We start from the raw sequence: 21,922 nt of genomic DNA, 5'->3' as shown, positions 1-21,922 counted from the left end.
GCTCGTTCGTTGTCCGAGTATGGCTGTCGCGTTCCTGCTCTACGTCATCGCCGAGATCGCCGCGATCTGGGCGGTGGGCTCAGCCGTGGGCGTGCTCGGCACACTGGGCCTCCTGCTGGCCGGCGCGTTCCTGGGCTCCTGGCTGGCCCGCCGCGAGGGCGGTAAGGCGATGAGGGCATTCATGGACACGGCCCGGGCGGGGCGTCCGGCGGAGAAGGAACTAACCGACGGCATGCTCGTCGCCCTCGGCGGGTTGTTGATCCTGGTCCCGGGGTTTGTCAGCGACGTGCTCGGGTTGCTGTTGATGCTTCGCCCTTCACGCGCGGTGGTGCGTCGGCTTTGGCTGAAGCGGATGGAGAAGCGAGCGGTCCGGTTCGCCAACCAGCGCCGCGGTCCGGTGATGGTGGTGGACAGCGAAGTGGTCTCCGAAGAACCACAGCGTCAGCCCACGGTCATCGAGGGCCGGGTCATCGAAGGCTGACCGGCGAGTGCACCGTCCGGTGGTACTCGAGGTGCTCGTCTTTGATCCGGTGCCCCGGGAGCTCGCGCAACTTGCCGACGGGGGTCCCCTCGCGAAGCACGCTCCGATCCGCTGCGATCACGATGGCACCGCGATCGAACTGCACATGGCAGTTCGGGCAGAGGCAGAGCACGTTCGACGCGAAGTCGGGGCCGCGGTGCAAGCCGCCGAGAGCCCTGACGTGCGCGCCTTCTGAGTATCCTTCGCCGTTGCCGACCGACAAGCGGGTGCTGCAGATTTGGCACGTGTGGTCGTGCAATGCCTTGACGTCGTCCGCGACCTTCGTGGTGCGGATGATGCGTTGCGCCGTTACGGGCTTGCGCCCCGGCTCCGCGTTGCCGATCGGCATCTCGGGGTGCTCAGGATCAGCCGACAGCAGGTATTCGCCGAGCCCGAAAGTCACGTCAGCGACCTTGCTCAGCTTGACCATCTGGAACCGGCAGACCAGGTAGCCGCTTTGGCCACGCACCATCGCGGAGTCTTCAACCTTGTACAGGCCGTCGTAGCGGTAACCCTGATCAGGTGCGTACGGGGACTTCGGATCCGGACCGCGAACAACTCGAACGGGAGCACCCGTCTGCCAACTGGTGCGAAGGGCCGCATTGCCCCGCGTAAACGCCTGGTCAGCATTCTGTCGACCACGGCCATCTCGCCCACCTTGGCCGGTGTAGATCAGCTCATCACCGCGGTCATCGTCGTCTTCGTAACCACCCGACGACACGATCGACTCGGCGCCCAGCTTCTCAGTCCCCACGATGCCGGCCTGCAACGCACGGTGAACCCCACTCGCGGCCGCCTCGGCTCGACTTGCAAAGGTCGTTCCCTCGGGAAAACCCAAAATTTCGCCGTAGATAGGCGAGCCCTTGACCGGCGATGCGGCGACATCGCGGAAATCGAAGCCAAGCTCGGTCAAGCGAGCACCTACGGTCCGAACTCCGCCACTGAAGTCCGAAGCGCTGAGCGCCTCGCCGGTCGCATAACCGTGAGCTGCGCCGATCAGCGCCTTCGAGTCGTACTCCCTGCTGCCCTGGACGACCACGTACTGACGAGCTTCGGCGAAGCCATACTTCTCGAGAAACGCCTCTCGACCGAGGTCATCGAACTCCTCGATAGCTTGAAGGACGTGCTCTCGATCAACATCAGCCAGGCTCATAGCTGCACTCTAAAGGCTGACACCGACAGTTTGGTGTCCGCGCCGGGCGACAGCTAGTCCACGGTCGGAGGGCGACCACCAAGCGCTCCATCGGTCTTCAGTCCCTACCGGAAAGCACCGCGTCACCGCTGATCCGCTCCAGCAGACCGGAAGTCAGGCGAACCATGTCGTCCTGCTGCTCGGAAGCCCTTTTCGTGCTGGTAGAGACTGAACGGCCACCCGAACTAGTCCGCGGTCGGCTTGGGGATGTCGAAGTAGCTCGAGAACCGGACCGCCGGCGCGTACTCGCCCTTCACCTTCACTCGGCCCGTCACGAACATCGCTGCCACCGCGGCGTTGCCCGTGGCCATCCGGATGAAGTCGTCCACGGACAACGTGATCGTTGTGTCCGGCGTTCGCGACAGGTCCGTTGACGACACGCACACGCCGTCCTCGATTACTGTCTGGAAACGGTCGTAGTTGTCTTCGCCGGCTCCGTCGGAAAAGCGCCATGAAACCACGAAGTCGACGTGGCGGGCTCGCTCCGGCAGGAAATGCTCGGACATTCGGCGGAAAATCTCGTCCAAGAACACCGCGCGCAACTCTGCGTGGTCGGCGATTGCCTTCAGCTGGTCGCGGGAGGCTCTGCGGACCACGTCCACCAGGACGTCCGTGCTCAGGGAGCTCAGCTCGATTCCGGCGCCCGCCGAGCCCAGCATGTGCAAGGTCTCCAGGACCTGGATGAACTGGTCGGGCGTCAGGTTGCCGACGACCAGCTTCTCCGCGAACGCGTTGACCGCGTGGCTGCCGCGGACGCGGCTGTGGCGGGGCCGGGAAAGGCGCCACTTCGCTTTTCGGGGCACGGCCACGGACTATACGGGGTGCGGGAGGTCGAAGAATCCGATCAAGCCCGCCGCAAAGGCCAAATCACCCTTGACCTTGATTCTTCCCGTGACGAACAACACCGCCGGCGTCGCCTGGTGGGTGATGAGCCGGAAGAAGTCCGCCGGCGCGATGGTGATGGTGACCCTTGCCGCGGAGTTCATCTCGCGGCTCACCGTGCACGAGCCGTGCGAAATCACCGTCTCGTAGCGGTCGTAGCCTCCCTCTCCCACGCCGCCCGACAGGCGCCAGTGGACCACCGCGTGCAGGTCGCGGGCGCGGTCGGACCTGATGTGCGCGCCCATGCGGGCGAAGATCTCGTCCAGCACGCGCTCACGCAGGGGGCGCTCCGCGACGACGCTCTCGAGCTGCGCGCGCGACGCCGACGCCACCAGGGAGGCGAAGCGCGCCGGTTCGACCTTGCTCAGGTCGAACGCCGGCGCGCGCGAAGCCAGCCGGAGCAATGCGTTCAGGAGTCTTCGGAAGTCGTCCTTGCCCAGATCGCGGGGATCGACCGCCTCGGCGAGCGCGTTGACGTCGAGGGCGTGCGCCTCCGGGCTCAGCGGGTCGAGCCGCTCCAGCGCGTCCAGCAGCGCCGCCCCACGGAGCCCCGCGACCTGATCGGCGCTGGTCATCCCGGCGTTGTCGGCCATGGCCACTCCCTCTCCAGTTACCCACGCGTAAGGCTACCCGCCAGTAGGTAGGCGGGCAAGCGTGCCGAAATCACCCTCCCGGGGCAGCTGCCGGTACCGTCTCCGGGCAGAAACAGGGAGGTCCAGCGTGTCAGAGGATGATCAGCGTCCGCCCGAACGGGCCAGGCGGCTGCCGCGCGCCGTGCGTGAGCGGCAGATCCTGGACGCGGCCGTCCAGGTCTTTTCCCGCCACGGCTACCACGCGGCCTCGATGGACGAGATCTCCGACGTCGCCGGGGTCTCGAAGCCGATGATCTACACCTACCTCGGCTCGAAGGAAGACCTCTTCGGCGCGTGCATCCGGCGCGAGGCGACGCGGCTGCTCGAGGCCATCCAGGCCGGCGTGCAGCCCGACCTGCCGCCGGACATGCAGCTCTGGCACGGCCTGCGGTCGTTCTACCGCTTCGTCGCGGAGTACCGAGAGTCGTGGACGGTGCTGCACCGCCAAGCGCTCACCGTCGGCGGGGCGTTCGCCGCGGAGATCACCGACATGCGGGCGCGCGCGATCCAGCTGGTCGCCGCGCTCGTCGTGTCCGCCGGCACCCGCAAGGGCGTCGGCGAGCAGGCCGAGTTCTCCGGCGAGGGCCTGTCCGCGGCCCTGGTCGGGGCGGCCGAGTCGCTGGCCGACTGGGCCCTCGACCACCCCGACATCTCCGACGGCGTGCTCGCCTCGTGGCTGATGAACCTCGTCTGGCTGGGCTTCAACGACCTCATCGAGGGCGAGGTCTGGAAGCCGTCAGAGTGAGGTGATCGTGCCCTCGAGGTGCGGCTTCGCCTTGCTCCACAGCTCGAACGCCCACCCCTCCGGGGTAGACCACGACGTGAAGCCCGCTTTCGCCGGGAGCAGCACCGGCTGCTTGAACTTGACGTCGATCGTGAACGCCGACGGCAGCCGGCCTTCGAACGCCGCCAGGGCGTGGGCCTTCGTCCACATGCCGTGGGCGATCGCGCGGGGGAAGCCGAACAGCTTGGCCGTCAGCGGGTGCAGGTGGATCGGGTTGCGGTCGCCCGAGACCTCCGCGTAGCGGCGGCCGATGTCGCCCGGGATGCGCCAGATCGCGTCCGGCGTCGGCGGGGCGAGCTGCTCACGGCGAGCGGAGGAGCCCGAAGAGCCGCGGCGCAGGTACGTGCTCACGTCGGCCCACACCAGGTCGTCGCCGGACCACGCTTCGCTGACGACGTCGAACTGACGGCCCTTCTCGTGCGCGCGCAGGTTCTCCGCGCGCACCCGCATCGTCAGCGGCTCGCCCAGGCGCAACGGCCGGTGCTGGGTGATCCGGTTTGCCACGTGCACCATGCCGAGCAGCGGGAACGGGAACGCCGGCTCGGTCATCAGCGCCATCTGCAGCGGGAACGCCAGCATGTGCGGGTACGTCGCCGGCAGCTCGTCGCTCAGCCGGAAGCCGCAGACCGTGTTGTACGCGGCCAGGTGCGCCGGGTCGACCACGACGCCCGTGCGGACCAGCTCCGTGTCCGGCAGCGAAGAGCCGGTTTTGCGCAGGCCGAGCAGCGCCTTCGGGTACAGCGTGGCCAGGCTCGGCGTGCTGTCGAGTTCGCGGATCACCACGTCACGCCCCCAGCAGGGCCTGGCCGCAGACGCGGACCACGTTGCCGTTCACCGCCGCGGACGCCGGGTTCGCGTACCAGGCGATCGTCTCGGCGACGTCGACCGGCAGGCCGCCCTGGCCGAGGCTCGACAGGCGCCGGCCGGCCTCGCGGATGAACAGCGGGACCGCCGCGGTCATCTTGGTCTCGATGAATCCGGGCGCGACGGCGTTGATCGTGCCGCCGTACGCCGCGAGCTGCGGCGCGCCGACGTTCACCATGCCGATGACGCCCGCCTTCGACGTCGCGTAGTTCGTCTGGCCGACGTTGCCGGCGATGCCCGCGATCGACGAGACGCCGATGATGCGGCCGTTCTCGTTCAGCACCTTGTCGGCGAGCAGCTTGTCGTTCACCGCGAGCTGCGACGCGAGGTTCACGGCGATCACCGAGTCCCACGCGCTCTCGCTCATGTTGCCCAGCGTCTTGTCGCGCGTGATACCCGCGTTGTGCACGACGACGTCGACGCCACCGTGACGCTCCTTCAGGTACTCCGCGAGCTTCGCGGGCGCGCTCGGCGAAGTGATGTCGAGCTGCAGCGACGAGCCGCCGATCTTGTTCGCCACCTTGGACAGGTCCCCGCCCTGCGCCGGGATGTCGAGCGCGACGACGTGCGCACCGTCGCGGGCCAGCACCTCGGCGATCGCCGCGCCGATGCCGCGGGACGCGCCGGTGACCAGCGCGACCTTGCCGTCGAGGGGCTTCTCCCAGTTCGCGGGCGCGGAGGCCGTCTTGCCTTCGGCGCCGATCCGGATGACCTGCGCGTCGACGAAGGCGGACTTCGCCGAGAGCAGGAAGCGCACTGTCGACTCTGTCGCCTCTTCGGCGCCTTCGGCGACGTACACGAGCTGGGCGGTCGCGCCGCGCTTCAGCTCCTTCCCCACCGATCGGATGAACCCTTCGAGCGCGCGCTGGGCGATCCGCTCTCGGCCTTCGACCTGCTCCGGCGGCGTGCCCAGGACCACGACGCGACCGGACGGCCCGACGCTGCGGATCACCGGGTGGAAGAAGTCGTAGACCTCGCGCAGCCGCGAAGGGTCGGTGACGCCGGTGGCGTCGAAGACGAGCGCCGCGTGCCTCTCGGCGGCCGCCGTGACGACCTCGATGCCCGCGTCGGCGAGCTGGTCGCGAAGGGTCTTCTCGAGGCGTCCACCAGGCGCGGCGCCGAGAAGTGCGGGACCCTCGAGGGCGGGTTGCCCGGGCTTGTAGCGGCGCAGCGTGGCGGGGTTGGGCAGGCCGAGCTTCGGCACCACGAACTTCCCCACCGGGGTTTTCGTGAACTGCTGGTACCTGTCAGCCATCGGTTGCCTCCCGTGCAGTCTGCGTCACGTCGCAGTCTAACCTACTCGCTAGTAGGTTACAGTGTGAGGGACACGACCAGAGAGGTGAAGTCATGCCACCGAAGAAGACGCCCGCCGTGCGCAAGGTCGCGATCATCGGGGGCAACCGGATCCCCTTCGCGCGGTCCAACGGCCCGTACGCGAAGGCGTCGAACCAGGACATGTTCACCGCCGCGCTCGACGGCCTGGTCAGCCGTTTCTCGCTGCAGGGCGAGGTGATCGGCGAGGTCGCCGCCGGCGCCGTGCTCAAGCACTCGAAGGACTTCAACCTGGCCCGCGAGAGCGTGCTGGGCAGCAAGCTCTCGCCCGCGACGCCCGCGTCCGACGTCCAGATGGCGTGCGGCACCGGCCTGCAGGCGATCGTGAACGTCGCCAACAAGATCGCCCTCGGCCAGATCGATTCGGCCATCGCGGGCGGCGTCGACACCACGTCCGACGCGCCGCTGGCCGTCAACGAGGACCTGCGCCAGATCCTCATCCAGCTCAACGCCGCGAAGTCGCTCGGCGACCGGCTCAAGCTCGTCGCGAAGATCCGGCCGGGGCACATCGTCCCGGCGATCCCGCGCAACGAGGAGCCGCGCACCGGCCTCTCGATGGGCGAGCACGCGGCCCTGACCGCGAAGATCTGGGAGATCACCCGCGAGGCGCAGGACGAACTGGCCGCGGCCAGCCACCAGCACCTCGCCGCCGCCTACGACCGCGGGTTCTTCGACGACCTCGTGACGCCGTTCCTCAAGCTCGCGCGCGACCAGAACCTGCGCGCCGACTCGACGGCCGAGAAGCTCGCCAAGCTCAAGCCCGCCTTCGGGGGCCCGGACGGCACGATGACGGCGGGCAACTCGACCCCGCTGACCGACGGCGCGTCGACGGTCCTGCTCGCCACCGACGAGTGGGCGAAGGCGCACAACCTGCCGGTGCAGGCGTACCTGACGTTCTCGCAGACCGCGGCCGTCGACTACGTCCACGGCGAAGAGGGTCTGCTGATGGCGCCCGCCTACGCCGTGCCGCGGATGCTCGCGCGCGCCGGGCTTTCGCTGCAGGACTTCGACTTCTACGAGATCCACGAGGCGTTCGCGTCGCAGGTGCTGGCCACGCTCAAGGCGTGGGAGGACCCGGCGTTCGCCAAGGAGAAGCTGGACCTGGACGAGCCGCTCGGCGCGATCGACCGGGCGAAGCTGAACGTGAACGGCTCGTCGCTGGCGGCCGGGCACCCGTTCGCCGCGACCGGCGGCCGGATCGTCGCGACGCTCGCGAAGCTGCTGCACGAGAAGGGGTCCGGCCGCGGCCTGATCTCGATCTGCGCGGCCGGCGGCCAGGGCGTCACCGCGATCCTGGAGAAGTAGCGCGCACGAAAAGGGCCGCCCCTCGCGAGGGGCGGCCCTTTTTCGCTAGCTGGGCAGCTTCTTCTGCGCCCGCTTCGCGAGCTTGTTCGCCCGCTTCTCGGCCTTGCGGCTCAGCTTTCCGGCGGCGACCCCGACGTCCTTCGCGGCGTGCTTCGCGCGCCAAGCCGCCGACGGCTTGCCGTGCGTGTCCGCGACCGCGAGCAGGAGGCCACCGGCCAGGCCCACGTTCTTGAAGAACTGGATCTGGTGCTGCTGCCGCTCTTCCGGCTCCTTGATGGCCCAGAAGCTGTGCGCCGCCAGCGTCGTCGGCACCAGGCTGCCGAGCAGCAGCCCGGCCGCGAGCCGCGGCGCCTTGCCGGACGCGAGCGCGAGGCCGGCCCCGATCTTCACGGCGGCGTCGATGCGGACGAGCGTCACCGGGTCGCGGGGGACCTGCTGCGGGACGACGTCGCCGACCTTCTCGAACGCGCTGTTCAGGAAGGGCTCCGCGGCTTTCGCGTGCCCCTCGGCCTGCCTCAGCGCATTGATTCCGCCCGTCACGAAGATCGTGGCGAGCAGGGGACGTGCCACTCGACGGAGTATCACGGTCGTTGCCTTCCTCGTACGGGCCGCTGCCTGGTCGAACCTATCGCTTGGGTGCCCGCTCCGCCCGCACTCGAATCCTCGGCGTTTCTGCGTGAATATCGCATTTTCGCTAGAAAGTCGTAGAGAGTGTTAGCGGCTTGACCTTGACGTTGCGTCAACTTCTATCGTCGACGCCATGGAGTGGTCCATCCAGGACATCGCCCGCGCCGCGGGGACGACGAGCCGGACGCTGCGCCACTACGGCGCGGTCGGCCTGCTCGAACCCAGCCGCGTCGGCGGCAACGGCTACCGCTACTACGACGAGCAGGCGCTCGTCCGGCTGCAGCGGATCCTGTTGCTGCGCGAGCTCGGCCTCGGGCTTCCGGCGATCGCCGAGGTGCTCGACGGGCAACGCGACCGCGTCGCCGCGCTCGAAACCCACCTGGAGCTGCTCGAACAGGAGCAGCGGCGGATCGGGCGGCAGATCGACTCGGTCCGGACCACGCTGCGGAAGCTGAGAGGAGGTGAACGACTGATGGCAGAAGAAGTGTTCGACGGCTTCGACCACACGCAGTACGAGGAGGAGGTCACGCGCCGCTGGGGCGCCTCGGCGTACGCGTCGGGGGACCAGTGGTGGCGCTCGCTCTCGGCCGGGGAGAAGAAGGCGCACCAGCAGGAACAGCGGGACATCTGGGCCGCGTTCGGCGCGGTGTCCGCCGGATCGGCTCCGGGCTCCGACGAGGTCCAGGCGATCACGCGACGGTTGCACGCCTGGCTGCGGCCGGCGGTTTCGTCCGTGTCGGCGGGGTACTTCGCGGGTCTCGGGCAGTTGTACGTCGACGACCCGCGCTACGGGCTCGAGGGCGAGACGGCCGAACTGGTCCGCGATGCGATGAAGATCTACGCGGAACGGAACCTCGGCGAGTGAACCGACGTCGTAGTCGGCGCTGGGGGTAGGGACGAGCAGGGCTGCAGACCTGTTCGTCTCTATGGACGCGCCGGTCGCAGCAGGGTGCGCCGGGTCGTGTCGAGGTGGCGGACGACCTCGTAGCGGTCGGCCTCGGGTGGTTCGCCCTCGAGCAGCGACCAGCCGCCTTCGTAGGTGACCAGGTACGAGCCGGCGTGGACGTCGCTCACCTCCGCGGTGAGGACCGCGCCGACCGGGTGCCGGGCCTTGCGTGCCCGCCACTCGTCTTCGGTCACGCCGTTGTCGAACGGGCCCGACCGCAGCCGCGGGTCGAGCGGCCAGAGGCGGATCTGCGCCGGACCGCGGGTGAGCACTTCGAACGTGCTCGTCGTGCCGGCCGCCGGCCACGCGGCGGCGTCCCGGGGCAGGCTCAGGACGTCGACGAAGCCTCGCGGCTCTCCGCCGAGGTCCACGAACAGCCCGATCGCGCCGGGGCGCGGGACCAGGCACACCGTGCCCGTCACCACCGAGCCCACCTCGAACCGCCGCCCGTCCACCGCGCCACCTTGCCACGGCGCCCGTGATCGTTCGGCCAACCGGTCGAACCTCCGCGACACGCGCTAGCCGTCTATGGCGGAATATCGGGCTCGCGCTAGATACGTCGATAGCTTGGCAGAGTGGACCCCATCCGCAACCCCTTCGCGCCGGGCGCCGGGCAACGGCCGCCCGAGCTGGCCGGGCGCGAGCGCGAGCTCAAGGCCTTCGAGGTCGTGCTCGAGCGGGTCGCGCGGGGGAGACCCGAACGCAGTCTCGTCCTCACCGGGCTGCGCGGGGTCGGCAAGACCGTGCTGCTCGGGGAGCTGCGGGCGATGGCCGTCCGGCACAAGTGGGGGGCCGGCAAGATCGAGGCGCGGCCGGACGCCGAGCTGCGGCGGCCGCTGTCCGCCGCGCTGCACCGGGCCATCCGGGACCTGGCCGTGCGGCACCGGGCGCCCGACCGCGTCGAAGAGGTGCTCGGCGTGCTCAAGGCGTTCGCGTTGCGGGCCAACAAGGCCGACGCGAAGCTGCGCGACCGGTGGCAGCCGGGCATCGACGTGCCCGCCGCGCAGGGGCGCGCCGACTCCGGGGACATCGAAATCGACCTCGTCGAGCTGTTCACCGACGTCGCCGAGCTGGCCGCGGACGTCGGGACCGGCGTCGCGCTGCTCATCGACGAAATCCAGGACCTGCAGCCCGACGACGTCTCCGCGCTGTGCGCCGCCTGCCACGAGCTCTCGCAGTCCGGCGCGCCGCTCGTCGTCGTCGGCGCGGGGCTGCCGCACGTGCCCGCGGTGCTCTCGGCGTCCAAGTCCTACTCGGAGCGGCTCTTCCGGTACGCGCGGATCGACCGGCTCGACCGCGAGGACGCCGACTACGCCGTGATGGCGCCGATCGAACGCGAGGACGCCGGCATCGAGCCGGAAGCCCTCGACGCGCTCTTCGACGCGTCCGGCGGCTACCCGTACTTCATCCAGGCCTACGGCAAGGCGGCCTGGGACGCGGCGCCGTCCGACCCGATCACGGTCAAGGACGTCCAGGTGGCCGCGCCCGAAGCGGAGTCGGAGCTGGCGGTCGGGTTCTTCGGCTCGCGCTACGACCGCGCGACGCCGGCCGAGCGGGAGTACCTGCAGGCGATGGCCGAGCTGACCCAGGGGCGCGACGAGCCCGCCGGGACCGCCGACGTCGCGGTCTTCCTCGGGCGGAAGCCGTCTTCGCTGTCGCCCGCCCGCGACAGCCTGATGAAGAAGGGCCTCGTCTACTCCGCCGAGCGGGGCCAGATCGCCTTCACCGTGCCGCACTTCGGGCACTACCTGCTCGGCCGCGACTGACTCTCGACGTCCCTACCCGAGTATCGGAAAATCGCTAGACATTCCTAGAGACCCTTAGCCGGGTTGCTTCGTCGTGACCGCCGACACCATGATTCATCCGGTTGTACGCCTCTGTTTCCGATGATTCATCGGCTAGTGCTGCACATCACCGGACATTCGTTGGATTCCTTGTGAAAAAAAGCGCATACTTGAGACACAAGCCACCGAGACCCTCCGAAGGGGATGCAGAAACCGATGAACAACATGGCCGCCAAGCTCCGTGCCCGTCGCGCCGAGGTTCGCACTCGCCGGGCGCTGAACCGGGCGATCGACACCGCCGCCACCGCGACGGTCCGTCAGGAACTCATCGCGATCGCGCAGGCTCGCACGAACTACATGCGCTGAGCCCGTCCTCAGCCCAGTGGCGGTCGCCCATTCGAGTGACCTACGCCACAAAGAGCTGAGGGTGTAACGCCACGCAAAGTGGCGTCGATACCCCCTACGACCCCGTGATGCTGGCGGACCCCCGACCTGGCAGCATCGCGGGGTTTCCCATGTCCGGACCCCGGTAATCGACTTGCCGGCGTGGCCGTCCGCAGTATTCTTTGACTTCGTCAACGAGTTTGTTGAGGTGGTCAATGAACGACGCTCAGCTGGCCGACCGCGTGGCCGCGGTCCGCGCCTTCAACCGGCTCTACACCGGGGTCATCGGCGTGCTCGACGAGGGCCCGGCGGACGCCGAGTACTCGCTGCCGGAAGCACGCGTGCTCTTCGAGCTGGCCCACCAGGACCCGCTGCCGGTCACCGACCTGCGCAAACGGCTCGACCTCGACGCCGGCTACGCCAGCAGGCTGCTCGGCCGCCTCGAAGCGCGCGGGCTGGTCGAGCGCGAACGGTCCGGCGAGGACGCCCGCCGCCAGCTCGTCCGCCCGACCGCGGCGGGCCGGGACGCGTTCGCCGTCCTGAACGCCCGGTCCACCGAGCAGATCGGCGGGCTGCTCCGCCGCTTCCCCGACGAAGACCAGCAGCGGCTGCTGACCGCCATGCGCACGATCGGCGACCTCGTCGGCGACGCCCGGCGCGACCCCGTACTCGTCCTCCGCCCGCCACGACCGGGCGACCTCGGATGGGTGGTCGAACGCCACGGCGCGCTCTACGGCCGCGAGTACGGCTTCGACGACCGGTTCGAGGGACTGGTCGCCCGGATCGTCGCGGACTTCGTCGAAACCCGCGACGACCCGCGGCAGGCGTTCTGGATCGCCGAGCTCGACGGCGAGCGCGTCGGCAGCATCGCGTGCACCGGTGGGCCGGACGCGGACACCGCGAAGCTGCGGCTGCTGCTGCTCGAGCCGTCGGCCCGCGGGCACGGCGTGGGCAAGCGGCTGGTCACCGAGTGCGTCGAGTTCGCCAGGGCGCACGGCTACCGGGGGATGGAGCTGTCGACGGTCTCGATCCTGACGGCCGCGCGCTCGATCTACCGCGCGGCCGGCTTCGAGCTCGTCGGCGAAGCGGACTTCGACACCTGGGGCCCGAAGCTGACCGACGAGACCTGGCGCCTGACCTTCTAGCGCGGTACGCGGCCGAGCAGGTAGAACTCCGGGTTCGGCCGCAGGGCCGTGAGGTGGGCGAGCCGGTTCGACATCGCGAACAACGCCGTGATCGCGCCGACGTCCCAGATCTCGTCGTCGGTGAGGCCGGCGTCCCGCGCCGCTTCGATGTCGGCGTCGCCGAACAACGCCGAGTCCTGGGCCAGGGCGAGCGCGAGGTCGACGATCGCGCGGCCGCGCTCGTCCAGCTCCACCTGCCACGGGTTGCTCGACACCCGGTCGGCCAGCTCGGGGTCCTTGGCGCGGATGCGCAGGATGGCGCCGTGCGCGACGACGCAGTAGGTGCAGTGGTTGGCCCCGGATGTTGCGACGACGACCAGTTCGCGCTCGGCCTTGCTCAGTCCGTCCGAGCGCTCAATGAGGGCGTCGTGGTAGTCGAGGAAGGCCCGCAGCTCGGCCGGGCGGTGGCCGAGGGCGCGGAAGATGTTCGGCGTGAACCCGGACTTCTCCGCGATCACGCCGACCCGCTCGCGCAGGTCTTCGGGCAGGTCTTCGCGGTCCGTGACGGGGAACCGGCTCACCGAGTCGCTCATACCCCGCACGCTAGTCGTGGTTGGCTGTGCTCGTGACGGACTACGTCGACGGGTACTGCGAACGCGTCGGGCCCGGGCTCTGGGGTGAGCCGCTCAACAGTCTCAGCAACCTCGCCTTCCTCGTCGCCGCGCTGCTCGTCTGGCGGCTGGCCGCGGGGAACCGGACCGGGCGGCTGCTGGCCGTGCTGATCGGGCTGGTTTTCCTCGCCAGCACGGTCTTCCACCTGGTCGCGACGCGGTGGGCCGGGGCCGCGGATTCGGGGAGCATCCTCGTTTTCGTGCTGGTCTACGTCGTGGTGTTCGCGCGCGGGTACCTCGCCTGGCGATGGGCGTGGCTCGCCGCGCCCGCGTTCCTCGCGCTGACCGTCGTCACGGCCTTGCTGGGCGGCGGGCTCTACCTGTCCGCGTTGGTCGGGCTGTTCGCCATCGCCGCACTACTCGCCTTTTCGCGCGACGCCTATTGGACGCACTTCGCCGTCGCGGGCGCGATTTTCGCGCTCTCCCTGAGCCTGCGCACGCTCGACCGGGACGTGTGCGACTACGTCCCGGTCGGCACGCACTTCCTCTGGCACCTGCTCAACGGCGTGGTGCTCTACCTCGTCTCGCGGACGGTGCTGCTCCGAAACCGTCCTTAGTGGACACCGATGGGGCGCAGGTCCTTGTCGTGCTCGTCGGCCTGGTAGTCCTCGGGGTTCGTGTCGTCGGTGCCGTTGAACACCTTCAGCTGACGCGCGATGACCGTGAAGACCACCGCGACCACCAGGTTCGCGACCAGGGCCACGAAGCCCACGTAGATCTGGACCTGGGAGCCCGAGAACGGGTGCCAGCCGAAGATCGACATGTTGCCCAGGGCCAGCGCCGAACCGCCGAAGTGCTGCTTGCCGTTGGCCGGGTTGGGGATGCCGTACAGCATGATCAGGCCCCAGCCGATGCCGACGACCCAGCCCGCGATCAGGCCCCAGCGGTGGAACCAGCGCGTGTACAGCGCCAAAGCCACGGCCGGCAGCGTCTGCAGGATCAGCACGCCGCCGATGAGCTGGAGGTCGATCGAGAACTGCGGGTCGATCAGGATGATCACGGCCACCGCGCCCAGCTTCACGACCAGCGAAGCCAGCTTCGCCTGCTTCGCTTCTTCCTGCGGTGTCGCGTTCTTGCGGATGTACTCCTTGTAGATGTTGCGGGTCCACAGGTTGGCCGCGGCGATCGACATGATCGCGGCCGGCACCAGGGCGCCGATGCCGATCGCGGCGAACGCGATGCCGGCGAACCACGACGAGAACTGGTTGTCGAACAGCACCGGGACGATCGTGTTGCCGTCCGCCTTGCCGGTGGCCGCGTTCGTCAGCGGCTTGACGCCCGCCGTGATCGCGACGTACCCGAGCAGCGCCAGCAGGCCCAGCACCAGGGAGTACGCCGGCAGCGCGACCATGTTGCGCTTGATGACGTTGCGCCCGCGCGAGGCCAGCACGCTGGTCAGCGAGTGCGGGTAGAGGAACAGCGCGAGCGCCGAACCCAGCGCCAGCGTCGCGTATTGCAGCTGGTTGTTGGCCGTGAGCAGGATCGACCCGGCCGGCTTGCCGGTGGCCGGGCTCGGGGTGCCGAGCTTCTTCGCCGCCGTGTCGAAGATGTGCGACCAGCCGCCCAGCTTCGAGGGCAGGTAGATGATCGCCACGATGATGACGATGTAGATCAGGATGTCCTTGACGAACGCGATCAGCGCGGGCGCCCGCAGGCCGGACTGGTAGGTGTAGAACGCCAGGATCACGAACGCGACCAGCAGCGGCAGGTGCCCGACGATGCCCGAGCCGTTGATGCCCATCGTCCGCAGCACGGCCTCGAGGCCCACCAGCTGCAGCGCGATGTACGGCATGGTCGCGACGATGCCGGTGATCGCGACGAGCAGCGCCAGCGTCGGCGAACCGAAGCGCCCGCGCACGAAGTCGGCCGGGGTGACGTAGCCGCGTGCGCGCGAGACCGACCACATCCGCAGCGCCGGGAGCAGCACGATCGGGTAGACGACGATCGTGTACGGCAGCGCGTACAGGCCGAGCGCGCCGGCGCTGAACACCAGCGCGGGCACCGCGACGAACGTGTAGGCGGTGTAGAGGTCGCCGCCGAGCAGGAACCACGTGATCCACGAGCCGAACCTGCGGCCGCCGAGGCCCCACTCGTCCAGGTGGTCCAGCGTGCCCCCGGCCTTCCAGCGCGACGCCATGAAACCGAGCACCGTCACCAGCGCGAACAGCACGGTGAAGATGATCAGCTCGGGCCACTGCAGGTTGCTCATCGAGCGTCCCCCTCGTCCAGGTCGTCGACGCTCAGGTTGTCCGGGCCCTCAGCGGCGGGCTTGTCCCGCGTCATCAGGTACACGACCCAGGTGCTGAGCACCCCGACCGCGACCATCAGGAACTGGAACCAGTAGAAGAACGGCATCCCGAACAGCCGGGGACCGTCCATGTTGAACAGTGGCGTGACCAGGACCAGCAGCGGAACGATCAGGAGCAGGTGCCACGGGTTGAACCGCGACCCGCTCGCCTTCCCGTCGTGCTTCGCAGTCGACATCGGACCTCACCTAACACTCCCGTAACCGACCGCCTGACCTTAGAACCTGGGTGACAGGGAGTCACGTCTGTCCGGTATCGATTTGATCGCCACGGTCCGCGTTGCCGACCAACGTCGGTTGCCGTGCTCTGAGCGGCCCTATAGGAATAGCCCGACTCCACTGGCGAAAGACCCAAAAGGGGCAACCGAATGACACGACTCCGCTACGCGGTGGTGATCCCGGCGATCGCCGGCACCCTGCTGGCCGGGTTCACCCCCGCGTTCGCGGGCCAGGATTCAGCGGCCGGCAAGCAGCCGCTGAACTCCACGAACATCCCGGCCCAGTACGCGAACCAGAAGCTGGACTGGCACAAGTGCGCCGTCCCCTCCGAGCTGCCGACCGCCCCGCCCGCGGGTGCCGAGGACATGGAGTGCGCGACCTACAAGACGCCGCGCAACTGGTACCAGGCCAACGCGCAGATCGACCTGACCATCGCGGTCAGCCGGCTGAAAGCGACCAAGGACGCGACGGCCAGCGTCGTCACCAACCCGGGCGGCCCGGGGGCGCCCGGGCGCAACTTCCCGGCCCGCCTGCGCAACCAGCCGAAGCTGCGCGAGCACCAGGAGATCGTCGGGTTCGACCCGCGCGGCACCGGCAAGAGCACGAACATCACGTGCGGTGGCGCCATCGGCACCGGCTCGGACCTGGACCCGCGTGACCGCAGCAAGCAGAACCTGAACCTGATCCTCCAGGCGACGAAGTACGCGGCGCTGTCCTGCCAGCAGAAGTCCGGCGAGCTGGGCCCGCTGATCAACACCGACCAGACGGTCAAGGACATCGACCTGCTGCGCGTGCTGCTCGGCCGCGACAAGATCAACTGGGTCGGCTACTCGGCGGGCACCTGGATGGGCGCGCACTACGCGCAGGCCTACCCGACGCGCACCGGCCGGTTCGTGCTCGACTCCTCGACGGAGTTCACGACGACCTGGCAAAAGTCCTTCGACTGGCAGCCGCTCGGCTTCGAGCGCCGCTTCCGCCAGGACTTCCTCCCGTGGGTGGCGAAGTACGACAAGCTCTACCACTTCGGCACCACCGGCGAGGCGGCCCGCCAGACCTACGAGCAGGTCCGCTACGCCCTGACCCAGGGCGCGGTCACCCTGCCCGACGGCTCGAGCGTGTCGGCCAACGGCCTGGACTCCTTCATCGCGTCGCAGATCTACTCGAAGCGCGCCTTCCCGGGGCTGGCCGACTACCTGGTCAGCGTCCGCACCCTGACCCAGGGTGGCGCGTCGGCCCAGGCCAAGACGTCGGCCGCGCAGAAGGTCAAGGTCGCCGACAAGAGCACCGTGACGCCCGGCGCGCAGCCGCTGATGGTGCCGACCGACGGTGACTCCTACGACGCGTCGTTCTGGACCATCCCGTGCAACGAGGGTCCGTGGACCGGCTCGACCCAGAGCGCCATCAAGCAGTCGCAGAAGCTGATCGACCAGCAGCTGCCCCTGCTCGGCGCGGGCTGGTTCATCCAGCCGTGCCTGTTCTGGAAGAACACCCCGGCCCCGCTGCCCGTGCTGAACGGCAAGGGTGTCCCGCCGGTGCTGATCGTCGAGTCGGAGCACGACCCGGCGACGCCGATCGAGGGCGCGCGCCGCGCGCACAAGGCGTTCGACAACTCGCGGATGCTGACGATCACCGGCGAGGGTGACCACGGCATCTACGCGGGCGGCAACGCGGGTGTGGACAAGGTCGTGGAGGCCTACCTGGTCGACGGCGTCGTGCCGAACGACCAGAGCCTGCCCGGCATGCCACTTCCGGTGCCTCCGGGCGCCTGAGGGCACTAGATGTGGTGGGGCCCCGCCGAACTCCGGTTCGGCGGGGCCTTTTCCACACCTGTGCACAGAGTTGTCCACGACCTGTGGACAACTCTGGTATTAGTATTGGCGCCATGGTGCGTGTACCGCTGACGGACGAAGAGCGCGAACGGGGCGAACGCCTCGGCCAGGCGCTGCGGACGGCACGCGCCGGCCGGAGCATGGTCGACGTCGCCGTAGAGGCCGGGATCTCGGTGGAGACGCTCCGGAAGATCGAGACCGGCCGCATCCCGACCCCGGCGTTCTTCACGGTCACGGCCATCGCGGACGCGGTGGGCCTGCCGCTCGACGAGCTGCGCGCGGCCGTCGCACCTGCTGCGTCACCACCGCTTTCCCAAGCGAGCTAGGTCTCTTGGACGCGCGCTGGCACCTCACCGAGGACATCGACGGCTTCCTCGCCCGGACTGGGGAGTTCCTGCGCTCCCGCCCCGCGCTGCACACTTCGCAGCTGACCCGGCTCGAGAAGCTGCGGACGCAGGAGGAGAAGGGCACCCTCTTCGGCCACCTTGAGCAGGAGGGTGAGGTCAGGGCCGTCTTCTACCGCCGCCCGTCGCAACGCCTGCTCCTCACCGCGGTCTCGCCCGAGCAGGCCGGTGCCCTGGCCTCGCAGCTGGCCGACCTCGGCGTTTCCCTGAGCGGCGTGACCGCCGAAGACGAGTCCGCGGCTGCATTCGCCGAGGCGTGGCAACAGCGCAGCGCAGCGGTGCCGGTGGCCGGCGTGCGAGTCCGGCTCCACCGGCTCGGCTCGCTCACCCCGCCGGAGCCGGAACCCGAAGGCCACCCACGGGAAGCGCCCGACCGGGCGGAGGTGATCCGCTGGTGCAGCGAGTTCGCCATCGCGGTCGGCCAGGCACCGCTCGCGGACGAACGCGCGTGGGCCGCCTCGAACTTCGCCGGCAAGCACTTCACGTTCTGGGACGCCGGAACGCCCGTCGCCATGGCGGGCTCGCCCCGATGCTGGCGGGCATGGTCCGGATCGATCCCGTCTACACCCCGGCCCGCTTCCGCGGACGTGGTTATGCGGGCGCCGTGACGGTCGCGGTGAGCCGGGCCGCGCTGGCCGCGGGCGCGACGGACGTGGTGCTCTACACCGACCCCGCCAACGTCACCAGCAACGCGCTGTACCGGCGCATCGGCTACCTCCCGGTCGCCGGTTTCACCGGGTACGACTTCCGCTAGAGCCCGCGCAGCTGCCGCAGGATGTGGTCGCGGTCGTTGAGGAACGCGCAGCCCGCCACCGGCAGGTCGTAGCTGTTCAGCAGCTTCTCGAAGTCGGAGAGCTCGTCGGCCGAGAGCGCGAGGTCCACCTTGACCGCGTGCGCGGCCAGGACGTCGGCCAGCTCCTCCCACTCGCCCGACCACAGCAGCGTGCGGTAGTGCGTGTAGTCCTCCGGGGAGAGGCGGTCGCCGAGCATCGTCAGGACGTTGTCGGCGAAGAAGCTGATCCGGTTCTCCTTGAGGTCGGCGACCGTCGGGTTCGCCGGGTCGCGCGCCGCGTCGGGGTTGCGGATGACGCCCGGGCCCGCCACCGGGTACGCCGTGTGCACGTGGCCGTTGTCCTCGACCAGCACGATCAGGTGCACGTTGAACCGCTCGCCGGCGCACCGCCAGCGGCCGTTCAGCTGCTGCCGCCGCGCTTCGCTCGGGTCGTTGGCGACGTCCTTGACCACGGAGATGATGTGCTCGTCGGTCCAGCCGCGCGGGAACTCGCTGGTCGCCCTCCGCCCGACACCCGGTGCGTGTCCGCCGCCCACGGCTGCTCCCTTCGTCGTACCGAGCGTAGGTCAAACGGCGGCCGAGAGCACCACGATCCCGATGACCAAGAGGTCGAGACCCCGGAAGAGCTGCCGGGTGAGGTTGGCGGGCATCGGCCCGACCGGGGTGTCGACGAAGCCCGGGTTCGCGTAGTCGACGGCGGTGCGCGTGACCGTGCGCAGGATCGAAAGCACCGCGAGCGGCACGGCGAGCCAGGCGCCCGCGGTGAACGCCGTCCCGGCCGCCAGGGTGACGACGGCGAGCAGCGCCGCCCACGCGAGCCCGGCCGCGGCGAGGACCACGCCGTGCGCCAGCACCAGTTCGCGGTTCGACGACCCCAGCCAGCGGCGACGGCCCGGGTTGCGCCACAGCTCGCCGAGCCCGGCGCCGTACGGCGTCAGCGCGACGTACCCGCCGAGGCCGGCCAGGACCGCGCCCGGCATCGTCGGCAACGCTATGTGCGCGACGACGACCGCGAAGGCGACCAGCGCCGCCGCGCCCGCGTACCGCGAGCGGCCGAGCGTGCCCGCCCAGGCCAGCCGCAACGGTGCCGGGCGCGTCAGCGAAATCCGGCCGATCGGCGCGGACGGCGGCAGCAGCATCATCGGGTCGAGGAACGTGACGGCGACCGAGCGCAGCACCCGGCCGTCCCAGCCGGCGAGCAGCGCGGACCGGCCCGCGCGCGCCACCGGCTCACCGCCGAACGCCAGCGGCAGCGCCGCGACCAGCACCCCCGCCGCGACGCATTGCACGGTCAGCGGGCCGAGGCCGAACGCGGCGACCGCCAGCCCGAAGACCGCCAGCGCCAGCGGGCCGAGCGCGTCGAACCACAGCGACGTCCGGCGCGCCGAGGTGAACGCGACCACGCCGGTCGCGACGACGACCGCGATGCCCGCCCGCCACAGGTCGAGCCCGGCCCCGCCGACGGCGAGCATCAGCGCGGCCAGGTAGCCGGTCACCGCCACGACGCCGGTCCAGGCGCCGAGCAGCCGCAGCGTGACGACGCGGCCGCGGTCGACCGGCGCGAAGTCGAGCCAGGTCAGCTCCGCCGGCTCGACCCAGGCGAACCCGCGGCGCAGCAGACCGCGCCAGGCCACCGCGCAGCAGAGCGTCAGCACCCCGAGCACGGCCGGGAAGTCCACGACCGCCGAGCCGTAGACCGCCTTGCGCCAGGCGTCGACGTGGAAGAACGCGGTGAACAGGAACCCGAAACCGAACAGGAAGACGAACGTCGCGGTGTCGCCGCTGAAGATCCCGCCGAACCGCTTGCGGCCCGGGATCCGCATCCGGCGCGGCGCGAGCGTCACCACAGTTCGAGCACGCTGTCCGCGGCTTCGAGCAGCGGCGGGTGGTGCGTGGCCACCACGACCGCCGCGCCGGCCGCCGTCGACCGGGCGATCACCTCGACCAGCCAGTCCTTGCCCGCGACGTCGAGGGCGCGCTCCGGCTCGTCGAGCAGCAGCACGCGGTGCGGGCGCGCGGTGACGCCGAGCAGGAGCAGCCGGCGGCGCTGGCCCGCCGAGAAGTGCCCGGCCGTGACGCGCATGCGTTCGCCGAGGCCGGCGTCGCGCAGCAGCTCCTCGTGGTCGCCGAGGTCGGCGCCGAACGAGCCGGACAGCAGTTCCAGGTGCTGCAGCGGGGTCAGCTCGGCGAAGAAGTCGGAGTCGTCGAACAGCACGGACACCTTGCGGCGGAACTCGACGTCCCGCTCGTCCGGCACGTCGCCGTCCACGAGCACACGGCCGTGCTGGGGCTTCTGCATGCCGTAGAAGCAGCGCATCAAAGTCGACTTGCCGACGCCGTTCGGCCCGACGATCGCGGCGCACTCGCCGGGGTCGACCGAGAAGTCCAGGTCGTCGAACAGCCACAGTTCGCCGGCCCGGACCCCGATGCCCCGCGCGTCGATCATCGGAGGTGCTCGAGGACCGGCGCGAACTCGTCGAGGAACATCTCGAGGATGGTGAAGTAGGTGAAGCCGAACCGCTCGCGGTGGCCGCGCAGCTGGTCCGCGATCTGCGCCGGCGTGCCGACGAGGGCGATCGGCAGCTCGCCGATCTGCTCGGGGCTCAGGCCGCCGCCGACGAGCTGCGAAAGCTCGGCCAAGCCGGCCGCGCGGTTGTTCGTGACCTTCACGAACTGGCAGAGCAGGTTGAACTCCACTTCGGACTCGCGCTCGCCGAGCTTCGCCCGGACGAACGCCACGCGCTCGTCGACGTCCTCGGGCGGGGCCGCGGCGATGGGCGCGCCGTCGGGGGTCTTCGCGGTGCCGGTGAAACCGATGATGTCGGCGTGCTCGACGGCCAGCCCCAGCACGCGGTCACCGCGCCCGCCGAGCAGCAGCGGCGGGCCTTCGGGGCGGACCGGCGCGGGCTTGTGCTCCGGGTCGGCGTAGAGGCGCTTCAGTTCGAGGATCGTCTTTTCGAGGTGGTCGACGCGCTCGCGGGCGGACGGGAACGGCATCCCGGCCGCCTCGAACTCCGCCTTGACGTACCCGGCGCCGAGCCCGAGCTCCAGGCGTCCGTCGGTGAACTGGTCCGTGCCCGTGACGTCGCGGGCCAGCAGCACGGGGTTGTAGAAGGGCGCGTTGAGCACGAAGGTGTTCAGCTTGACGCGCGAGGTGACTTCGCCCGCGAGCACCAGCGCGGGGAACGGCGTGGCCATGCCGAGGTGGTCGGCGACCGACAGCACGTCGTAGCCGAGGTCCTCGACCTTGCGGCACTTCTCCGCCCACGCGGCGCGGCTGTCCGGCACGACCATGTTGACGCCGAAGCGGAAATCCCCAGTCATA

The 21,922-nt window shown here is 69.8% G+C and carries 26 protein-coding genes; 12 read left to right on the top strand and 14 right to left on the bottom strand.

The features are described from left to right. Window positions 1-19: 19 nt before the first annotated feature. Window positions 20-481 carry an FxsA family protein gene (locus ACYVLJ_RS10200; protein ID WP_460438431.1) on the top strand — a complete coding sequence of 154 codons (462 nt, stop codon included), beginning with the start codon at window positions 20-22 and terminating at the stop codon, window positions 479-481. On the opposite strand, the gene ACYVLJ_RS10195 is transcribed toward ACYVLJ_RS10200, so the two are convergent. The 3 genes from ACYVLJ_RS10195 to ACYVLJ_RS10185 form a co-directional block, all read right to left on the bottom strand. Beyond that, complete coding sequence (locus ACYVLJ_RS10195; protein WP_460438430.1) at window positions 468-1,673, bottom strand: YDG/SRA domain-containing protein; 1,206 nt, start codon at window positions 1,671-1,673, stop codon at window positions 468-470. The two genes, ACYVLJ_RS10200 and ACYVLJ_RS10195, sit on opposite strands and share 14 nt — an antisense overlap. 224 nt (window positions 1,674-1,897) lie before the next feature. Then, window positions 1,898-2,428 carry an SCP2 sterol-binding domain-containing protein gene (locus ACYVLJ_RS10190; protein ID WP_460438631.1) on the bottom strand — a complete coding sequence of 177 codons (531 nt, stop codon included), beginning with the start codon at window positions 2,426-2,428 and terminating at the stop codon, window positions 1,898-1,900. A gap of 96 nt (window positions 2,429-2,524) precedes the next feature. Next, the gene (locus ACYVLJ_RS10185) at window positions 2,525-3,187 is read right to left on the bottom strand and encodes an SCP2 sterol-binding domain-containing protein (protein WP_451970479.1); all 663 of its coding nucleotides are present in this window, start codon (window positions 3,185-3,187) and stop codon (window positions 2,525-2,527) included. A gap of 127 nt (window positions 3,188-3,314) precedes the next feature. Here ACYVLJ_RS10185 and ACYVLJ_RS10180 point away from each other — a divergent pair, with 127 nt between their 5' ends. Then, complete coding sequence (locus ACYVLJ_RS10180; RefSeq protein ID WP_086670992.1) at window positions 3,315-3,971, top strand: TetR/AcrR family transcriptional regulator; 657 nt, start codon at window positions 3,315-3,317, stop codon at window positions 3,969-3,971. Here ACYVLJ_RS10180 and ACYVLJ_RS10175 read toward each other — a convergent pair. Both ACYVLJ_RS10175 and ACYVLJ_RS10170 read right to left on the bottom strand, forming a co-directional pair. Continuing rightward, a complete protein-coding gene (locus tag ACYVLJ_RS10175; RefSeq protein WP_460438429.1) occupies window positions 3,963-4,793 on the bottom strand; it encodes a MaoC/PaaZ C-terminal domain-containing protein in 831 nt (276 codons plus the stop codon). The two genes, ACYVLJ_RS10180 and ACYVLJ_RS10175, sit on opposite strands and share 9 nt — an antisense overlap. A gap of 1 nt (window position 4,794) precedes the next feature. Further along, window positions 4,795-6,129, bottom strand: coding sequence for a 3-oxoacyl-ACP reductase (locus tag ACYVLJ_RS10170; RefSeq protein WP_460438428.1), 1,335 nt, complete (start codon window positions 6,127-6,129; stop codon window positions 4,795-4,797). 92 nt (window positions 6,130-6,221) lie between these two features. Between ACYVLJ_RS10170 and ACYVLJ_RS10165 the strand changes: the two genes are divergently transcribed. Beyond that, the gene (locus ACYVLJ_RS10165) at window positions 6,222-7,511 is read left to right on the top strand and encodes an acetyl-CoA C-acetyltransferase (protein WP_451970487.1); all 1,290 of its coding nucleotides are present in this window, start codon (window positions 6,222-6,224) and stop codon (window positions 7,509-7,511) included. 45 nt (window positions 7,512-7,556) lie between these two features. On the opposite strand, the gene ACYVLJ_RS10160 is transcribed toward ACYVLJ_RS10165, so the two are convergent. Further along, window positions 7,557-8,096, bottom strand: a complete 540-nt coding sequence (locus tag ACYVLJ_RS10160; RefSeq protein WP_460438427.1) for a DoxX family protein — start codon at window positions 8,094-8,096, stop codon at window positions 7,557-7,559. A gap of 175 nt (window positions 8,097-8,271) precedes the next feature. Between ACYVLJ_RS10160 and ACYVLJ_RS10155 the strand changes: the two genes are divergently transcribed. Beyond that, a complete protein-coding gene (locus ACYVLJ_RS10155) occupies window positions 8,272-9,003 on the top strand; it encodes a MerR family transcriptional regulator (protein WP_460438426.1) in 732 nt (243 codons plus the stop codon). Window positions 9,004-9,062: 59 nt separating this feature from the next. On the opposite strand, the gene ACYVLJ_RS10150 is transcribed toward ACYVLJ_RS10155, so the two are convergent. Beyond that, window positions 9,063-9,539: a hypothetical protein gene (locus tag ACYVLJ_RS10150; protein WP_460438425.1), complete on the bottom strand. Its 477-nt coding sequence runs from the start codon at window positions 9,537-9,539 to the stop codon at window positions 9,063-9,065. A 120-nt stretch (window positions 9,540-9,659) separates the two neighbouring features. On the opposite strand from ACYVLJ_RS10150, the gene ACYVLJ_RS10145 reads away from it, so the two are divergent. From ACYVLJ_RS10145 to ACYVLJ_RS10135, 3 genes are all read left to right on the top strand, one after another. Continuing rightward, on the top strand, window positions 9,660-10,850 hold the full coding sequence (locus ACYVLJ_RS10145) for an AAA family ATPase (protein WP_451970499.1): 1,191 nt from the start codon (window positions 9,660-9,662) through the stop codon (window positions 10,848-10,850). A 234-nt stretch (window positions 10,851-11,084) separates the two neighbouring features. After that, window positions 11,085-11,234 carry a hypothetical protein gene (locus ACYVLJ_RS10140; protein ID WP_451970502.1) on the top strand — a complete coding sequence of 50 codons (150 nt, stop codon included), beginning with the start codon at window positions 11,085-11,087 and terminating at the stop codon, window positions 11,232-11,234. A 233-nt stretch (window positions 11,235-11,467) separates the two neighbouring features. Then, window positions 11,468-12,397, top strand: a complete 930-nt coding sequence (locus ACYVLJ_RS10135) for a bifunctional helix-turn-helix transcriptional regulator/GNAT family N-acetyltransferase (RefSeq protein WP_460438424.1) — start codon at window positions 11,468-11,470, stop codon at window positions 12,395-12,397. Here ACYVLJ_RS10135 and ACYVLJ_RS10130 read toward each other — a convergent pair. Then, entirely contained in the window at window positions 12,394-12,969 is a 576-nt protein-coding gene (locus ACYVLJ_RS10130; RefSeq protein WP_460438423.1) for a peroxidase-related enzyme, read from the bottom strand. The genes ACYVLJ_RS10135 and ACYVLJ_RS10130 overlap by 4 nt on opposite strands. Before the next feature lie 32 nt (window positions 12,970-13,001). On the opposite strand from ACYVLJ_RS10130, the gene ACYVLJ_RS10125 reads away from it, so the two are divergent. After that, window positions 13,002-13,604 carry a hypothetical protein gene (locus ACYVLJ_RS10125; RefSeq protein ID WP_451971955.1) on the top strand — a complete coding sequence of 201 codons (603 nt, stop codon included), beginning with the start codon at window positions 13,002-13,004 and terminating at the stop codon, window positions 13,602-13,604. Here ACYVLJ_RS10125 and mctP read toward each other — a convergent pair. Next, window positions 13,601-15,256 (bottom strand): monocarboxylate uptake permease MctP, encoded by a 1,656-nt coding sequence (gene mctP / locus ACYVLJ_RS10120; protein WP_451970509.1) that lies wholly within the window; start codon window positions 15,254-15,256, stop codon window positions 13,601-13,603. The genes ACYVLJ_RS10125 and mctP overlap by 4 nt on opposite strands. Next, the gene (locus ACYVLJ_RS10115) at window positions 15,253-15,531 is read right to left on the bottom strand and encodes a DUF3311 domain-containing protein (RefSeq protein WP_451970512.1); all 279 of its coding nucleotides are present in this window, start codon (window positions 15,529-15,531) and stop codon (window positions 15,253-15,255) included. Before ACYVLJ_RS10115 ends, mctP begins: the two co-directional genes overlap by 4 nt. A 189-nt stretch (window positions 15,532-15,720) precedes the next feature. On the opposite strand from ACYVLJ_RS10115, the gene ACYVLJ_RS10110 reads away from it, so the two are divergent. The 4 genes from ACYVLJ_RS10110 (at window position 15,721) to ACYVLJ_RS10095 (ending at window position 18,558) form a co-directional block, all read left to right on the top strand. After that, window positions 15,721-17,340, top strand: a complete 1,620-nt coding sequence (locus tag ACYVLJ_RS10110; RefSeq protein WP_451970515.1) for an alpha/beta hydrolase — start codon at window positions 15,721-15,723, stop codon at window positions 17,338-17,340. A 113-nt stretch (window positions 17,341-17,453) separates the two neighbouring features. Beyond that, a complete protein-coding gene (locus tag ACYVLJ_RS10105; RefSeq protein WP_451970518.1) occupies window positions 17,454-17,726 on the top strand; it encodes a helix-turn-helix domain-containing protein in 273 nt (90 codons plus the stop codon). Between the two features lie 5 nt (window positions 17,727-17,731). Continuing rightward, a complete protein-coding gene (locus tag ACYVLJ_RS10100) occupies window positions 17,732-18,412 on the top strand; it encodes a GNAT family N-acetyltransferase (RefSeq protein WP_460438422.1) in 681 nt (226 codons plus the stop codon). Beyond that, the gene (locus tag ACYVLJ_RS10095; RefSeq protein WP_460438421.1) at window positions 18,409-18,558 is read left to right on the top strand and encodes a GNAT family N-acetyltransferase; all 150 of its coding nucleotides are present in this window, start codon (window positions 18,409-18,411) and stop codon (window positions 18,556-18,558) included. Before ACYVLJ_RS10100 ends, ACYVLJ_RS10095 begins: the two co-directional genes overlap by 4 nt. Here the strand turns inward: ACYVLJ_RS10095 and ACYVLJ_RS10090 are convergent. From ACYVLJ_RS10090 to ACYVLJ_RS10075, 4 genes are read right to left on the bottom strand one after another with little or no spacing between them, the layout of a single operon-like run. Next, window positions 18,555-19,133, bottom strand: coding sequence for an EndoU domain-containing protein (locus tag ACYVLJ_RS10090; protein ID WP_451970525.1), 579 nt, complete (start codon window positions 19,131-19,133; stop codon window positions 18,555-18,557). The genes ACYVLJ_RS10095 and ACYVLJ_RS10090 overlap by 4 nt on opposite strands. 30 nt (window positions 19,134-19,163) lie before the next feature. Next, window positions 19,164-20,444, bottom strand: coding sequence for a hypothetical protein (locus ACYVLJ_RS10085; RefSeq protein ID WP_460438420.1), 1,281 nt, complete (start codon window positions 20,442-20,444; stop codon window positions 19,164-19,166). Next, complete coding sequence (locus ACYVLJ_RS10080) at window positions 20,438-21,043, bottom strand: ABC transporter ATP-binding protein (RefSeq protein ID WP_451970531.1); 606 nt, start codon at window positions 21,041-21,043, stop codon at window positions 20,438-20,440. The genes ACYVLJ_RS10085 and ACYVLJ_RS10080 overlap by 7 nt, the downstream gene beginning before the upstream one ends. Continuing rightward, window positions 21,040-21,921: an LLM class F420-dependent oxidoreductase gene (locus ACYVLJ_RS10075; protein WP_460438419.1), complete on the bottom strand. Its 882-nt coding sequence runs from the start codon at window positions 21,919-21,921 to the stop codon at window positions 21,040-21,042. The genes ACYVLJ_RS10080 and ACYVLJ_RS10075 overlap by 4 nt, the downstream gene beginning before the upstream one ends. Window position 21,922 lies beyond the last annotated feature (1 nt).

Source organism: Amycolatopsis stemonae, from assembly GCF_054781455.1.
This window is presented reverse-complemented; position numbering and strand designations above follow the sequence as displayed.

What these genes read in the sequence shown, in the direction of transcription:
- ACYVLJ_RS10200 (WP_460438431.1), top strand. Translation starts at nt 20, where the DNA reads ATGGCTGTCGCGTTCCTGCTCTACGTCATCGCCGAGATCGCCGCGATC.
- ACYVLJ_RS10155 (WP_460438426.1), top strand. Translation starts at nt 8,272, where the DNA reads ATGGAGTGGTCCATCCAGGACATCGCCCGCGCCGCGGGGACGACGAGC.
- ACYVLJ_RS10140 (WP_451970502.1), top strand. Translation starts at nt 11,085, where the DNA reads ATGAACAACATGGCCGCCAAGCTCCGTGCCCGTCGCGCCGAGGTTCGC.
- ACYVLJ_RS10080 (WP_451970531.1), bottom strand. Translation starts at nt 21,043, where the DNA reads ATGATCGACGCGCGGGGCATCGGGGTCCGGGCCGGCGAACTGTGGCTG.
- ACYVLJ_RS10165 (WP_451970487.1), top strand. Translation starts at nt 6,222, where the DNA reads ATGCCACCGAAGAAGACGCCCGCCGTGCGCAAGGTCGCGATCATCGGG.
- ACYVLJ_RS10115 (WP_451970512.1), bottom strand. Translation starts at nt 15,531, where the DNA reads ATGTCGACTGCGAAGCACGACGGGAAGGCGAGCGGGTCGCGGTTCAAC.
- ACYVLJ_RS10185 (WP_451970479.1), bottom strand. Translation starts at nt 3,187, where the DNA reads ATGGCCGACAACGCCGGGATGACCAGCGCCGATCAGGTCGCGGGGCTC.
- ACYVLJ_RS10135 (WP_460438424.1), top strand. Translation starts at nt 11,468, where the DNA reads ATGAACGACGCTCAGCTGGCCGACCGCGTGGCCGCGGTCCGCGCCTTC.
- ACYVLJ_RS10075 (WP_460438419.1), bottom strand. Translation starts at nt 21,921, where the DNA reads ATGACTGGGGATTTCCGCTTCGGCGTCAACATGGTCGTGCCGGACAGC.
- ACYVLJ_RS10105 (WP_451970518.1), top strand. Translation starts at nt 17,454, where the DNA reads ATGGTGCGTGTACCGCTGACGGACGAAGAGCGCGAACGGGGCGAACGC.
- ACYVLJ_RS10170 (WP_460438428.1), bottom strand. Translation starts at nt 6,129, where the DNA reads ATGGCTGACAGGTACCAGCAGTTCACGAAAACCCCGGTGGGGAAGTTC.
- ACYVLJ_RS10110 (WP_451970515.1), top strand. Translation starts at nt 15,721, where the DNA reads ATGACACGACTCCGCTACGCGGTGGTGATCCCGGCGATCGCCGGCACC.
- ACYVLJ_RS10130 (WP_460438423.1), bottom strand. Translation starts at nt 12,969, where the DNA reads ATGAGCGACTCGGTGAGCCGGTTCCCCGTCACGGACCGCGAAGACCTG.
- mctP (WP_451970509.1), bottom strand. Translation starts at nt 15,256, where the DNA reads ATGAGCAACCTGCAGTGGCCCGAGCTGATCATCTTCACCGTGCTGTTC.
- ACYVLJ_RS10195 (WP_460438430.1), bottom strand. Translation starts at nt 1,673, where the DNA reads ATGAGCCTGGCTGATGTTGATCGAGAGCACGTCCTTCAAGCTATCGAG.